Origin of the sequence: Haloarcula sp. Atlit-7R (assembly GCF_003666065.1) — an archaeon.
Lineage (GTDB): Archaea > Halobacteriota > Halobacteria > Halobacteriales > Haloarculaceae > Haloarcula > Haloarcula taiwanensis.
Genome location: NZ_QXIK01000001.1, coordinates 431,104 through 443,469, shown reverse-complemented (window position 1 = coordinate 443,469; position 12,366 = coordinate 431,104). Strand labels below are relative to the sequence as shown.

The following is a 12,366-nucleotide window of genomic DNA, read 5'->3' as shown; positions in this document are numbered from 1 at the left end:
GGCGCGTATTACGCCCTTCGACTTCCCGTCACCGCGCCGGGTGGTCCGACACAAACTGCTTGAGTATCTGCTCTTCCGCTCGATGGAGCGTTTCACTGCAGGTCGACTTCGCGATACCGACTCGGTCCGCAAGCTCTGTTAGCGAGCACTCCCGCGGCGTGTCGTAGTAGCCCGCCTCGATGGCCTCCTCGACCAGTTCGAACTGGCTCTCGGTGAGCACCTGTTCGGTTTCGAGGTGTTGCCGGATGCGGTCGACGCTGAAGGAGATACCGAACTCCTCCAGCTGCTCGCCGAGTTCGGAGAGCCGCTCCTGTGGCGCGGAGATGTCCCAGACGGCCTCCCCATCCGAGAGCGTAAACGGCATCTCCAGCGGGACGCCCGACCCCTGGACCGGGAACAGCAGGAGCGGCATCGACGTCTCGAACTGCACCAATGCGCTGTCGTCGCGGTGGGAGAGGATTTCGAGCGTGGTGACCGACTCCCGGCCCTCGATGTCGCGGAGCACCGCCGGGAGGTCGTCGGCTGTGATCTCCGCCAGTCCGACGCCGGAGTCCTCGCCGGGGAGCGCCGAGAGGATTCGGAACGTCGCATCGTTGTACGTGCGCGACACGTCGCCGATCCAGATCTCGTCCGGAATCGTGAGTGTGAGTTCAGCGTGTGGCATTGGTGTATCCGAATATATTCGCCCAACCTCTGCGGCCGTAATCCCGAACATGTTCGTCTACCCATGGCTCGGACAAGAACCTTGGGGACCTGCCGTGTGCTCTCGGCGCGAGCGTCGGTCATGCAAGACCGACGAGCCGAACATCTACGGGTATGGCGAACGCTTATTTCGCCGGCCACTGGCCGTCTGGTATGGAGCGCGTCTCGCTGACTCGGACAATCCCGGCCGATCCGGAAACAGTCACTGATCTGATAACCGACGTGGAGCCGTTCATGATCGCGGCAGGATTCGACGAGGTGACGCTGGACGGGGACGACCTCGGCATCACGAACCGCGTCGGTCTCTTCGAAATCGAACTGGACCTCGAAATCGTCGAGACTGACGCAGTGCTGCGGTACGAGCAGCGTCAGGGCATCTTCGAGTCGATGATGACGGAGTACACGGTCGAAACCGTCGATGAGGGGACCGAGGTGACGGCGATGACGGAGTACAGCGCCCTCGACCTCCCCGTGCTCGGCGAGATGCTCGACTCGACCGTCATCTCCCGACAGCGCACGAAGGAACTCAACAGGCAGTTCGACTGGCTCGTCGAGCAAGTATCATCGCGGTAAACACGAGTGTGACTGTTCGAGTGACCGCCTATCTGTTCTCTATTAATATCCCGAACATCTTCGGGAAAGGACCGAGGGACACCCGCCGGTAACGGGTACCTATGAGCCACTCCCACGAGGACCTGCCGCCGGTTACGACCGAGGTCCACGACAACTCTTGGTCGGCGAACCTGGAGACGCCCGCACACGCCGATGACCTCGACGCCGTCGTCGAGCAGGCCGTCGACGCCGTCGAGATGACGACGGCTGGGAACCACGTCAATCTGGTGAGCCACGCCGATCACGGCCATCCCGAGACGTACCTATTCGACGCGCTTGAGGCGGCCTTCGGCGACAGCGTCTCAGTGGAGTACGTCCAGCAGTGTGGCTGTGGGGGCCACGTCACCCGCGTCCACCGGGAGGCATAGATGCACGGGAACCTCGACCTCGACCAGCAGCCGCTGGTGCTGATCTGGGAGGTGACGCAGGCCTGCGAACTGGCGTGCAAGCACTGCCGGGCCGATGCCCAGCCGCGCCGCCACCCCGACGAACTCTCGACGGCGGAGGGGAAGGCGCTGCTTGACCAGGCCCGCGAGTTCGGCGAGGGCCAGCTGGTCGTCCTCTCGGGCGGGGACCCGCTGACCCGCGAGGACCTCCCGGAACTCGTCGCCTACGGGACCGAGCAGGGCCTCCGGATGACGATGACCCCGAGCGGGACGACCTCGCTGACGCGGGACCGGCTGGCCGAACTTGACGACGCCGGGCTCCGGCGGCTGGCGCTGTCTATCGACGGCGGCGACAGCGACGCCCACGACGCCTTCCGGGGCGAGTCCGGGAGCTTCGAGGCGACGATGGAGGCCGCCGAGGCGGCCCGTGACCTCGACATACCGCTGCAGATAAACACCACCGTCTGCGCGGAGACGGTCGAGCAACTGCCGGCGATACGGGACCTCGTCGCGGACCTCGACGCGGTGCTGTGGTCGGTGTTCTTCCTCGTCCCGGTCGGCCGCGGGCGGGTACTGACGCCGATTCCCCCCGAGCGGGCCGAGCGCGTACTGGAGTGGCTCCGCGAGGTCAGCGAGGAGGCGTCGTTCGGCCTCAAGACGACCGAAGCGCCCCACTATCGGCGCGTCGCGATGCAGAATCAGGACGAGGGTGCTGCCGGGCTCAAACGGCGGATGGGTATCCGCGCTGGCAAGGGGTTCGCCTTCGTGAGCCACACCGGCGAGGTGTATCCGTCCGGATTCTTGCCTGAGTCGGCCGGCAACGTTCGAGAGGAAAGCGTCGTCGACATCTACCGGGAGTCGTCGCTGTTCCAGCAACTCAGAGACGACGACGCGCTGACGGGCAAGTGCGGCGCCTGCCGGTACCGGTCGGTCTGTGGCGGCAGCCGGTCGCGGGCCTACGCGACGACGGGGGACCCGCTGGCGGCGGACCCGCTGTGTGACTACCAGCCCGATGGGTTCGACGGGACGGTTCCCGACCAGCACCCGGCAGATTGAGGGGATTTTTCACTCCGTGGGAACGCGCCTCGCCCGTTTTGTAACACGGTGTCACAGTATTCGGTATGAGCGACTCCGGCATCAGAGTGGAGCTATCGGTCGATGCCCCGGGGGCCTGTCCGGTGGCGAGCGTCTCGGACGAGGCGGGCGCGGCCGTGACCGATGTTGCCCGAAGCAGCCCAGATGCAGACGGGCAGGTCATCGAAGAGTTCACCGCGACGGGCACTGACGGAGGGGAAATCGAGACACGGGAAGACATGGACAAGGTGTTCTCGACGGGCACCGGCGCCCGCTACCAGTTCTCTCGGTCCCGAACCGAGTGCGTCTGTGAAGCGGTCGAAACGTATGACTGTCCGGTGGCAGATATCCGCGCCGAGGGCGGACAGCTCCACCTGACATTTCACGCTCCCGATGTCGATCGGGTGCGCGCCATCGTGACGCGGCTGAAAGAACTGTACGACGGCGTCTCGCTCCGGTCGATGCGTCGAAACGGTGACGTGGACCCGGCGGACTCGATACTGGTCGACCGGAGCAAGCTCACCGACCGGCAACAGGAAGTGCTCGAAACGGCCGTCGAGATGGGGTACTTCGAATACCCCAAAGGGGCCAACGCCGGCGACGTGGCGACGGAACTGGACATCTCCGTTTCGACGTTCGCGGAACACCTCGCCGCCGCCCAGACGAAACTGCTTGACAGCATCATCACGGAATAGGTCTCTGGTGGGTCGCCACTACTGCCAGCGGCGAGCGAACGCTGCTACCAGGAGATACGTATAGAGGAGCGCGCCGAGACCGCCAGCCGCTGTGCCGACTGGTCTCATCCAGCCGATACGGCCGACAAGACCGAGTAGCTGTATGCCGAGTCCGCTCCCAAGCAGTGCAATCGACAGCAGTGCCGTCCGGTCATCTGCACAGGGCCAGACGCCGACTGCCGGCGGGTAGAACTGGAACGCTGCCCCGACCACAGTGAGTCCGAGAAAGCCCGCCAGCATCGCCCGATAGTGCGCGGTGACCAGCGCCGGGCTCCGACCGGTTACGGCGACAGTCAACCCGAGTCCGATACCGACGACTCCGGCCACGACCGCCAACAGGACCGCGTAGAACCCCACGCGGCGGCGCTCCGACCGCAGAAAGAGGGCCAGATACGACAGCGCGAACCCAGCGACTGCGACGGCCTCGACGACGCCACCAATGAGGAGGAGCGTGCGGTCGAACAGCCCGAACCCGAGCAGCGCGGGACCGACGGCACCGGCCGCGACGACGACGGCGACGACCGGGCGCGGCACTGCCGCGACCAGAAACCGGGGGAACAGCCGGAAGCCGACGCCGAAGACGAACAGCGCGGCCGTCCCCGCGGCCAGCAGGTGCGACAGTTGCTGGGGGTGGACCGACCCGAAGCCGGCGGTCGTGGCGAGCGCGCTCCCCGCGGCGAGCGCGAGGTAGCCGAGCGCAATCGGGACCGCGACGTTGGCGGTTCGGTCGACCGGCTCCCGGTGGGCGTTCGCGCCGCCGGTCCCCGTCGCGGTGCCGGTGACGTTTCCGGCAATCGTCCACCCAAGCGTCCCGAGAAAGACCCCGACGCCGCCGACCCAGAGAAGGGTTCCCACTGGTCGGAGCCACGACGGGCCAAGCGGCGCGAGCGCCAGCCCTGTTGTGCCGAGGACGGACAGCGGGAACTGGACGGCTGGCCCCAGTTCCCACGCGAGGTCCCGTTCGAAGTACGGCGGCACGAGCGCGTAGGCCTTCCCGAACAGGACGTGCAGGACGAACCCGTAGAGACCGAGCGTGACGACGACTCGCCGGGGGGCGGCGACCGCCATCGCGGCGTGAAAGCCGACGAAAAACAGCGCGCTGGTGGCGACGAACCACCGCGAGGCGCGCTCGGTCCGCATCTCAGTCCGGCCGTATCGTGATGTGCCACTTCTCGTCGGCGACCTGCTCCGCGGCGTACTGATACCCCTTCTTCGTGAGAACGTCGTACAGCGGCACCGGCTCGAAGCTGTTCACCAGCCGGAGCGCCTCGTCCTCGCTGACCGAGTCGAGCGCGTCCATGATGTGCTCGAACGGTTCCCCGTCGATGTCTCGAACGTCGAGTTCGCGGACCGCGTCCTGCTGATCTGTGCTCATACGTCCGATGATGGTCCACGCCAGTCAGGCGTTTGTCCCGAACCTGTTCGGGCGACAGCACAGTGTCACTCACGGACAGTCCGGAAACGGGCCGTCGCTGCCACCCGCGGTTACCGAAGCGTCGTGTAGCTCAGTCCGGCGATGGCGATAAACTGCAGTGAGCGCAGGACCAGTACGGCTTGCTGGACGTGTGGGTCGCCGGCGTAGAAGCTCTGCATCGAGAAAAAGAAGTAGACGGCGATGGCGTTCTCGGCGAGCATCGCGACGGCGAAGGCGATGAGGCCGGCGACGAGTCCCGTCCGGAACGTCGCGTAATTACGGACCCAGACGCCCAGCAGCGGGAGCAACAGCAGGACGTTCAGCCCCGCGAGCGCCGCCGCGGCGGTGATGAGCGGTCCCATCGCCATCAGCGCCGCCCCTCCCGTCGGCCGGTCGCGGCCCGGGTGATTTGTTCCCTCATTCGTCCATTTTCTCCACGATCTCCTCGAAGGTGTCGCGGTAGTTGTCGAACCGGTCGGTCAGGAAGTAGAGTTTGGCGTACTCCTCGTCGCCGGATTCGACCACGCCGTGTTCTTCTAGCTGTTCCATATGATGTCTGATCGTCTTGTAGCCCACGTCGAGTTCGTCGGCGAGTTCGTTTGCGTTCATCGGTCGGTCCGAGAGAGCGTCGATGATACGCGCCCGGTTGGCGCCGCCACGCGTCGCCGTCAACAGGTACCAGAGCGCTTTCTCCATCCCACTGTCCTCCCGGGACCTGCGTCTGCCGGTCGTATAGTCCTGTCTCTCCCCGCCGACGGGCGCGCTGGACTCGGATGCATGTGCCACGATGGGATACCGGAGTCCAGACGGCCGACCGATAAAGGGTTTCTTCGCACTCTCCCCCGAGACTGTTCCAATTTCGGGGCGACTGGTCCGGTCCGACGACACCTGCGAGTGTCCGCGTCGGCCGCGCTGACCCCCGCTCAGCGGAGCGCCGCCGTCGCGTCGGCCATGACATCGATGGCCTCTTTCAGCGTCTCCGTGTCCGTCGCGTAGGAGATGCGAGCGTAGCCCGCGCCGTGTTCGCCGAAGGCGTCGCCGGGGACGACCACGACCCCGCGATCGATGACCTCGTCGACCCACCCGTCGGGGACCTTCGGCATCGCGTAGAACGCGCCCTTGGGCGTCGGGCAGTCCAGTCCCATCTCCTCGAGGCCGTCCAGCAGCACGTCGCGGCGCTCCTGAAAGGCCTCGCGCATCTCCGCGACCGGCTCTTGAGGGCCGGTCAGCGCCGCCTCGGCGGCGTACTGGGCCGGCGCGGACGCACAGGCCTGTGCGTACTGGTGAACGCGCAACATTCGCTCGATTCGGTCCGTCGCGCCGGTGACCCAGCCGAGCCGCCAGCCCGTCATCGAGTACGCCTTCGAGCAGGCGTTGACCACGACGACGTTGCCCGAGTCGCTGAACTCCGCTGGTGACCGGTGCTCGCCCTCGAAGACCTGGTGTTCGTACACCTCGTCGGAGATACACAGCACGTCGTGCTCGTCGGCGATACGGGCGAACGCCCGCATGTCCTCGGGGGTCTGAACCGCGCCGGTCGGGTTGGCAGGCGAGTTCACGACGAACGCCGCCGTGTCGTCGGTAATTGCTTCCTCGACCGTCTCGGGGGCCATCGTGAGGTCCTCGCGCAGCGGGACCGGCCGCGGCGTCCCGCCGGCGAGGTGGGTCAGCGCGTCGTAGGAGACGAACCCCGGGTCCGGAAAAATAACCTCCTGTCCTGCATCAACGTGGGCCTCCAAGGCGATGTGCAGCGCCTCGCTCCCGCCCGACGTGGCAATGATGTCTCCGGGGTCGACGTCGAGGTTGTTATCCCGCTCGTGCTTGGCGGCGATGGCGTCTCGGAGTTCCTCGGTCCCTTTGTTCGACGTGTAGGCGTCGACTTCCCCCGTTTGAATTGCCTCGACGGCCGCTTCGCGTGCGTGCTCCGGCGTCGGAAAATCCGGTTGGCCGAGGCCGAGGTTAATCGCGTCTTCGCCGGCCGCCTCGAACACTTCACGGATGCCCGAAATTGATACCTGCTCTACTCGTTTAGAGAATTCGGTCATACTCTGTTTCGGGGCGGCTGGCCCGATAATTCTTCCTTGTGCCTCGGTAGCATTGGAATCGTCCGTCTGTTCTGCTGGACCCACTGACTAAAGAAAACTAGTGACAAGTTTATTTCTATTACATCATACATCAGATATCAGAATAAACACGTATTCATAATGCAGTTTATGTTATTCGGTTTATTGAATATCGGGCTGCATGAGGAATTATATATTAGTTTTATAACTTACACATATTTAGTGGGAGTCGGATGTCTCGACATACTCTGCCGAAACCGTCCAGAAGATCAGTCATCAAGATGCTCGGTTCCGCTGTAACGGTCGCAGCCTTTGGTGGAGAAGCCAGTGAATAACAAGATTCTGATACAAAAACATCTGATCGGTGTTTCAAATGATAAAACATGTCAGATGTTCATAGCAAAATAAAGGAGCGATCCGACCTCGAGCAGCTCGATATTATCGACGTGAACGAGTCGCTTTCGTACCTTCGCTCAGCAGTCCCACAGAAATTCACGGAAGAACTCCTTCCGACGGTCGAAGCAATCGAGGGAGTCAAGTACACGGAATTCAACCACGTTCGCGAGCCGATCGCCACGATTCCGAACGATCCGAAGTTCGACAGCCAGTACGCGCCACAACTTGTCATGCTCCGAAAGCCTGGGATGTTACCTTCGGCAGCAAGGATGTCACCATCGCTGTCATAGACACCGGTACGGATTACACTCATCCCGACCTTGACGGACAGTTCGGGAACCAGAAAGGACGGGACTTCGTCGACAACGACAGCGACCCCGCACCACAATCCGCTCAGCATGGGACACACGTTTCCGGCATCGCTGCCGGCGAAACGAATGACGAAACCGGTATCGCAGGTGTCAGTAACTCACGGCTTCTGAGTTGTCGTGCACTCGGCACAAACGGGGGCCGAACCGCCGATATCGCTAACGCTGTCGAGTGGGCGACTGATCAGGGGGCGGACATTATCAACATGTCTCTCGGTGGTGGCGGCTACAACCAGACGATGAAAAACGCCGTCTCGTACGCATGGAATCAGGGTGTCCTCCTCATCTGTGCAGCCGGTAACCACAAGGACGGTGACCCGCCAAGTCAGCAGGACGTGTCGTACCCAGCAGCCTACGAAGAATGTGTCGCCGTCGGTGCCGTCGATCAGAACAAGAGTCCCACCGAGTTCCCGAACTACGGTGAGAAAGTCGACATCGCAGCTCCGGGCAATGATGTCCTCTCATCCGTTCCGGGAGGAGACTACGCGCAGTTCCCCGGAACGTCAATGGCGTGCCCTGCCGTCGCCGGCGTTGCGGCGCTCGGACTCGACAGACACGAATGGCCCGTCAGTCAGACCCGACAGAACCTTCTGGACACTGCCCAGCCACTGAGTGAGGACAGCCAGTTCGTCGGTGTCGGTCTCGCGGATGCATACAACTTCGTCACTGCCGGCGGCGGCTCGAAAAACGAACCGCCAATCATGACGCTCAACGACGACTCGCGAACTGTCACTGTCAACAGAGAGATTATCTTCGATGCCAGCGGCTCCCGTGACCCCGACGGCTCGATAACGAACTACCGCTGGGAGTTCGGCGACGGCTCTGACCCTGTTGAGGGGTCGGACGCAGCAGAGGTCAGCCATACGTACACCGACACTGGCGATTACACTGTTACCGTCACTGTGACCGATAATGACGGTGCCGAGGCAACCACGTCAGTCAACGTCTCTGTCTCTTCTGAAGCAAAAGACCGCATCACCACTGATTCGTCCGGCTCGCTCAGCGGGATGCTTGACTATGATACGTACACGTACTCCCTGAAGACGGACTCGCCGCTGCAACTGATCCTCAGCCTCAATGGGCCGTCTGATGCTGACTTCGACCTCTATGTCTCCTTCGACGGTCGCATACCCACGCCGAACGACTACGACCGCGCGTCCTACACGCAGGACAGCAACGAACAGATAATCATCGACGACTTCTCACAGGTCAACGAGATCGGTATCCTCGTGTATGTCTACAGCGGACGCGGAGACTACACACTCTCACTGGAGGAAATCGGAAAAACAAGCTCGTAATCTAGCTGTTATCCTCTCCTTTCGGCTGATTTCGTGCGGCGTGCCCGCTTGCCATTCCGCTTTCAGTTCGTGGCGTTTCGCGCCGCCACCGCCGACGCTCACTCGCCTCGTCGCTGGCGAGTCCTTACCGAACCACAGACATCGCGATCGCGCCGCCACCGCCGACGCTCATCCCCACGATGCCGCGGTGATGGTCTTCTCGTTCCATCGCGTACAGCATCGTGGTCGTGAGGATGCCGCCGCTGGCCCCGATAGGGTGGCCGAGCGCCACCGCGCCGCCGAGCGGGTTGTGTTTCTCGGCGGGGATGTCGAGTTCGTCAGCGACGTACACCATCTGCGCGGCGAACGCCTCGTTGAGTTCGAAGTGGTCAACGTCGGCGACGGTGAGGTCGTTGCGCTCAAGCAGTTTTTCGACGACGTCGCGGACGGCGATAGAGAATTCCGACGGGTCACGGTAGGCAACCGCGTAATCTTCGACGTGGGCCATCGGTCCAAGCCCTTCGCGCTCGACCGTCTCGGCGTCGGCCAGCACCACTGCACCCGCTCCGTCCGAGAGCTTTGAGGCGTTGCCGGCGGTGATGGTGCCGCCCTCGACGAAGGCCGGCGGCAGCGTCGCCAACTGCTCGACGGTCGTCTCCGGACGCGGCCCCTCGTCCCTGGTCACGAGCCCGTCGGCCGTCTCGACGGGGACCAACTCCTCGGTGAACTTCCCCGACTCGATGGCGTCGCCGGCCCGGTGGTTGCTCCGCCGAGCGTACTCGTCCTGGGCAGCGCGGCTGATATCGTGCCCGGCGGCGAGTTCCTCCGTCAACGTCCCCATGTGGGCGTCGCAGTGTTTGTCCCACAGCGAGTCCCATATCATAGCGTCGACAAGTTCGCTGTTCCCGTGTCGGCGACCGCCGCGCATATCCCGAACGAGATACGGCGCGTTCGACATCGACTCCATACCGCCGGCGAAACACACCGACGCCCGACCGGCCTCGATACGGTCGGCGGCGGTCGTGATCGCCCGCAACCCGGACCCCGATGCCTCGTTGAGCGTCGTGGCGGCGACATCGTCAGGGAGCGGCGACTCGACGACGACTTGTCTGGCCGGAACCTGGCCGACGCCCGCCTGTACCGCGTTTCCGAGGCCGACCCAGTCGACACTGTGTTTATCAATGGCGGTTCGGTCGAGCAGTCCCTCGACGGCTGCCGTACCTAGCTCTATCGCGCTTCGTTCTGCGAGGCCACCCAGCAGTTCACCGTGTGCAGTGCGTGCGCCGTCTACCAGAACCACATCCGTCATACGGACTACATGAATCTGAGACTACAATACTGTTCGCCCGACGATGGACGGCGTCCTACTCCTCGGCCGCCGCCCGCAGTTCCTCGATAGCCGTTTCCAGCCGGCGGAGCGTCGCATCAGCGTCGGTGTACCCTTGCTCGTACTCGCTGTAGGCGTCGTCGGCTTCGTTCAGGAACGCCTCGACAGCATCATGGATATCGTGGTCGCTCATGGGTGTCCTGACGGCAGCCGAGCGGAAAAGTCCCGCTACTCGCGGGTCACTGCGTCACGTCGTAGTCGACGCTCGCGTCGCGAAGCGCGTCGGTCACACGGCCGACAGTGTCCTGTGTCGCGACGACGACGGCATTGAGTCCCCGTGATGCGGCGGCGGCAGCTACCTCGCCAGCCGCGAAATGTGTCGTCGGTTCGATGTCGGCATCGCGGAGCGCGACGACGGACTCGACGCCCGCTGCGGTGACGATGGGGACATCTGCACAGGCTGTGGCGATCTCGTCGATGTTCTCGACTGGCCCCGACCGGACTGGCGGGACCTGGATGACGCTGACGTGGCCGGGGTCGAGGTCGATGACGCCTTCGAAGCCGGTGACGCCGACGACATCGCCCGCCGCGGCGCTCGTCGTCGTCACGCCCGTCGCGTCGCCGCCGCCGGGATGGGCGTGCAACAGCCCGTCCGACAGCGAGAGTGTCACCGTCTCTCCTTCTTCCAGATCCGCTGTGGCGATGGCGGCGTCCTCTTGCACGCTCCCGAGTACGTCGTCGGTGACGTGGTCGGCGAACCGCCGAACGTCGGTCGCAGACTGGAACACCCAGTCGACGCCCTCCTTGGTGACCCGGTAGCGGGACCGGCCTTCCTTCTCAACGAGTCCGTCGTCGACGAGTTCGCGGATGTACTCGCTGACGGCCTGGCTCGTCACGCCGACGGCATCGGCTATTTCGCCCTGACTCACTGCGGGCTGGCGCTCGGCGATCTCCACGAGGACCCGAAACCGCGTCGCGGCCCGCTTGTTCTCCAGGACGTCGACCATACAGGAGTCACGGGAGTCGCAGGTAAAAATACCACCGACACTGTCAGGCCCGGATACACGGGCGGTTCCGCACCGACCATCCGCGTGACCGACAATATAAGCGTCACCAGCGCCGACCTCACGGCGATGACAGCCAGCTACGACGACCGGTCGCTCCTGCTCGACGGCACGCTCGTCGTCGCAGACCTCCACGTCGGCCGGGGCACCGGCGGGACCCTCGAACTCCCGGTCGGCTCCGGTTCGGACATGGTCCAGCGGTTCCAGTCGCTCGTCGAGCGCCACGATCCCGACGAGGTCGTCGTCGCGGGCGACCTGCTGCATTCGTTCCGGACCGTCCCCCGGTCGGTCGAGAGCACCGTCGCCGGCCTCAGGGAGGCCTGCCGGACGGCCGGTGCACGGCTGCTCGTGACGCCGGGCAACCACGACACGATGCTCGACAGCGTGTGGGACGGGCCGACCGAGACGGCCTACCGGGTCGGCGACACCGTTGTCTGCCACGGCCACGAGGCCCCCGAGGCCGACGCCGACCGCTACGTCGTCGGGCACGACCACCCCACCATTGCCATCGAGGGCCAGCGCCGGCCCTGCTACCTTGTCGGGTCCGGCCAGTACCGTGGCAGTGACATGGTGATGCTCCCGTCGTTCAACAGGCTGAACGCCGGTGTCGAGGTCAACGAGATGCGAGCCAGCGACTTCCAGTCCCCGCTGGTCACCGACGCCGACCGACTTGAGCCAGTGGTCTGGGACGAGAGCGGGCGCGAGACGCTGTCGTTCCCGCCGCTGGGTGAGTTCCGACGCATGCTATAACGGTAAGTATTTGAGCCACGACGGTGGACGCTGGAATATGGTTCAGACAGAAATCGCGCTGGGTCTCATCGCGATTACGCTGCTCTCGCTACTGCTGCTGTACTTCGCGACGATAAAGTACGTCTCTGAAGTCCTCGAAGGAGAGGGGCACGAACAAGAGGGAAACACGAATAGCGGCGGTCCGGCCGCATAGGCCGCC

The 12,366-nt window shown here is 64.0% G+C and carries 17 protein-coding genes; 8 read left to right on the top strand and 9 right to left on the bottom strand.

The features are described 5' to 3' along the window. Positions 1 to 28: 28 nt before the first annotated feature. On the bottom strand, positions 29 to 664 hold the full coding sequence (locus D3D01_RS02315; protein WP_101349413.1) for a helix-turn-helix domain-containing protein: 636 nt from the start codon (positions 662 to 664) through the stop codon (positions 29 to 31). A 191-nt stretch (positions 665 to 855) separates the two neighbouring features. Here D3D01_RS02315 and D3D01_RS02310 point away from each other — a divergent pair, with 191 nt between their 5' ends. The 4 genes from D3D01_RS02310 to D3D01_RS02295 all read left to right on the top strand — a co-directional run bounded on the left by D3D01_RS02310 (position 856) and on the right by D3D01_RS02295 (position 3,469). Further along, positions 856 to 1,275 (top strand): SRPBCC family protein, encoded by a 420-nt coding sequence (locus D3D01_RS02310; RefSeq protein ID WP_232794520.1) that lies wholly within the window; start codon positions 856 to 858, stop codon positions 1,273 to 1,275. A 101-nt stretch (positions 1,276 to 1,376) separates the two neighbouring features. After that, a complete protein-coding gene (locus D3D01_RS02305; RefSeq protein WP_101349415.1) occupies positions 1,377 to 1,682 on the top strand; it encodes a CGCGG family rSAM-modified RiPP protein in 306 nt (101 codons plus the stop codon). Continuing rightward, on the top strand, positions 1,683 to 2,756 hold the full coding sequence (locus D3D01_RS02300; protein WP_121511101.1) for a radical SAM protein: 1,074 nt from the start codon (positions 1,683 to 1,685) through the stop codon (positions 2,754 to 2,756). 65 nt (positions 2,757 to 2,821) lie between these two features. Beyond that, on the top strand, positions 2,822 to 3,469 hold the full coding sequence (locus D3D01_RS02295; RefSeq protein WP_101349417.1) for a helix-turn-helix domain-containing protein: 648 nt from the start codon (positions 2,822 to 2,824) through the stop codon (positions 3,467 to 3,469). A gap of 18 nt (positions 3,470 to 3,487) precedes the next feature. On the opposite strand, the gene D3D01_RS02290 is transcribed toward D3D01_RS02295, so the two are convergent. The 5 genes from D3D01_RS02290 to D3D01_RS02270 form a co-directional block, all read right to left on the bottom strand. Then, on the bottom strand, positions 3,488 to 4,648 hold the full coding sequence (locus tag D3D01_RS02290) for a hypothetical protein (protein WP_121511100.1): 1,161 nt from the start codon (positions 4,646 to 4,648) through the stop codon (positions 3,488 to 3,490). Position 4,649: 1 nt separating this feature from the next. After that, positions 4,650 to 4,883, bottom strand: coding sequence for a DUF2249 domain-containing protein (locus D3D01_RS02285; protein WP_121511099.1), 234 nt, complete (start codon positions 4,881 to 4,883; stop codon positions 4,650 to 4,652). A 110-nt stretch (positions 4,884 to 4,993) separates the two neighbouring features. Then, positions 4,994 to 5,290, bottom strand: a complete 297-nt coding sequence (locus D3D01_RS02280) for a hypothetical protein (RefSeq protein ID WP_053967003.1) — start codon at positions 5,288 to 5,290, stop codon at positions 4,994 to 4,996. Between the two features lie 49 nt (positions 5,291 to 5,339). Then, positions 5,340 to 5,618: a winged helix-turn-helix domain-containing protein gene (locus D3D01_RS02275; protein WP_101349420.1), complete on the bottom strand. Its 279-nt coding sequence runs from the start codon at positions 5,616 to 5,618 to the stop codon at positions 5,340 to 5,342. A gap of 227 nt (positions 5,619 to 5,845) precedes the next feature. Next, positions 5,846 to 6,967 (bottom strand): pyridoxal phosphate-dependent aminotransferase, encoded by a 1,122-nt coding sequence (locus tag D3D01_RS02270; RefSeq protein WP_101349421.1) that lies wholly within the window; start codon positions 6,965 to 6,967, stop codon positions 5,846 to 5,848. A 401-nt stretch (positions 6,968 to 7,368) separates the two neighbouring features. On the opposite strand from D3D01_RS02270, the gene D3D01_RS24900 reads away from it, so the two are divergent. Beyond that, a complete protein-coding gene (locus D3D01_RS24900) occupies positions 7,369 to 7,671 on the top strand; it encodes a hypothetical protein (protein ID WP_304999828.1) in 303 nt (100 codons plus the stop codon). Further along, complete coding sequence (locus D3D01_RS02260; protein WP_342764837.1) at positions 7,659 to 9,047, top strand: S8 family serine peptidase; 1,389 nt, start codon at positions 7,659 to 7,661, stop codon at positions 9,045 to 9,047. The genes D3D01_RS24900 and D3D01_RS02260 overlap by 13 nt, the downstream gene beginning before the upstream one ends. 124 nt (positions 9,048 to 9,171) lie before the next feature. Here D3D01_RS02260 and D3D01_RS02255 read toward each other — a convergent pair whose 3' ends face one another. From D3D01_RS02255 to D3D01_RS02250, 3 genes are read right to left on the bottom strand one after another with little or no spacing between them, the layout of a single operon-like run. Continuing rightward, positions 9,172 to 10,335, bottom strand: a complete 1,164-nt coding sequence (locus D3D01_RS02255) for a thiolase family protein (protein ID WP_121511097.1) — start codon at positions 10,333 to 10,335, stop codon at positions 9,172 to 9,174. 55 nt (positions 10,336 to 10,390) lie between these two features. Next, a complete protein-coding gene (locus D3D01_RS23945; RefSeq protein WP_199725362.1) occupies positions 10,391 to 10,546 on the bottom strand; it encodes a hypothetical protein in 156 nt (51 codons plus the stop codon). A 46-nt stretch (positions 10,547 to 10,592) separates the two neighbouring features. After that, the gene (locus D3D01_RS02250; RefSeq protein ID WP_101349424.1) at positions 10,593 to 11,360 is read right to left on the bottom strand and encodes a MarR family transcriptional regulator; all 768 of its coding nucleotides are present in this window, start codon (positions 11,358 to 11,360) and stop codon (positions 10,593 to 10,595) included. Between the two features lie 126 nt (positions 11,361 to 11,486). On the opposite strand from D3D01_RS02250, the gene D3D01_RS02245 reads away from it, so the two are divergent. Then, positions 11,487 to 12,167, top strand: a complete 681-nt coding sequence (locus tag D3D01_RS02245) for a metallophosphoesterase (protein WP_121511316.1) — start codon at positions 11,487 to 11,489, stop codon at positions 12,165 to 12,167. A gap of 37 nt (positions 12,168 to 12,204) precedes the next feature. Beyond that, positions 12,205 to 12,360, top strand: coding sequence for a hypothetical protein (locus D3D01_RS23940; RefSeq protein ID WP_004593663.1), 156 nt, complete (start codon positions 12,205 to 12,207; stop codon positions 12,358 to 12,360). Positions 12,361 to 12,366 lie beyond the last annotated feature (6 nt).

Excerpts from the sequence above, each read along its gene's own strand:
- D3D01_RS02315 (WP_101349413.1), bottom strand. The coding sequence starts at position 664 with ATGCCACACGCTGAACTCACACTCACGATTCCGGACGAGATCTGGATC.
- D3D01_RS02310 (WP_232794520.1), top strand. The coding sequence starts at position 856 with ATGGAGCGCGTCTCGCTGACTCGGACAATCCCGGCCGATCCGGAAACA.
- D3D01_RS02305 (WP_101349415.1), top strand. The coding sequence starts at position 1,377 with ATGAGCCACTCCCACGAGGACCTGCCGCCGGTTACGACCGAGGTCCAC.
- D3D01_RS02300 (WP_121511101.1), top strand. The coding sequence starts at position 1,683 with ATGCACGGGAACCTCGACCTCGACCAGCAGCCGCTGGTGCTGATCTGG.
- D3D01_RS02295 (WP_101349417.1), top strand. The coding sequence starts at position 2,822 with ATGAGCGACTCCGGCATCAGAGTGGAGCTATCGGTCGATGCCCCGGGG.
- D3D01_RS02290 (WP_121511100.1), bottom strand. The coding sequence starts at position 4,648 with ATGCGGACCGAGCGCGCCTCGCGGTGGTTCGTCGCCACCAGCGCGCTG.
- D3D01_RS02285 (WP_121511099.1), bottom strand. The coding sequence starts at position 4,883 with ATGAGCACAGATCAGCAGGACGCGGTCCGCGAACTCGACGTTCGAGAC.
- D3D01_RS02280 (WP_053967003.1), bottom strand. The coding sequence starts at position 5,290 with ATGGCGATGGGACCGCTCATCACCGCCGCGGCGGCGCTCGCGGGGCTG.
- D3D01_RS02275 (WP_101349420.1), bottom strand. The coding sequence starts at position 5,618 with ATGGAGAAAGCGCTCTGGTACCTGTTGACGGCGACGCGTGGCGGCGCC.
- D3D01_RS02270 (WP_101349421.1), bottom strand. The coding sequence starts at position 6,967 with ATGACCGAATTCTCTAAACGAGTAGAGCAGGTATCAATTTCGGGCATC.
- D3D01_RS24900 (WP_304999828.1), top strand. The coding sequence starts at position 7,369 with ATGTCAGATGTTCATAGCAAAATAAAGGAGCGATCCGACCTCGAGCAG.
- D3D01_RS02255 (WP_121511097.1), bottom strand. The coding sequence starts at position 10,335 with ATGACGGATGTGGTTCTGGTAGACGGCGCACGCACTGCACACGGTGAA.
- D3D01_RS23945 (WP_199725362.1), bottom strand. The coding sequence starts at position 10,546 with ATGAGCGACCACGATATCCATGATGCTGTCGAGGCGTTCCTGAACGAA.
- D3D01_RS02250 (WP_101349424.1), bottom strand. The coding sequence starts at position 11,360 with ATGGTCGACGTCCTGGAGAACAAGCGGGCCGCGACGCGGTTTCGGGTC.
- D3D01_RS02245 (WP_121511316.1), top strand. The coding sequence starts at position 11,487 with ATGACAGCCAGCTACGACGACCGGTCGCTCCTGCTCGACGGCACGCTC.
- D3D01_RS23940 (WP_004593663.1), top strand. The coding sequence starts at position 12,205 with ATGGTTCAGACAGAAATCGCGCTGGGTCTCATCGCGATTACGCTGCTC.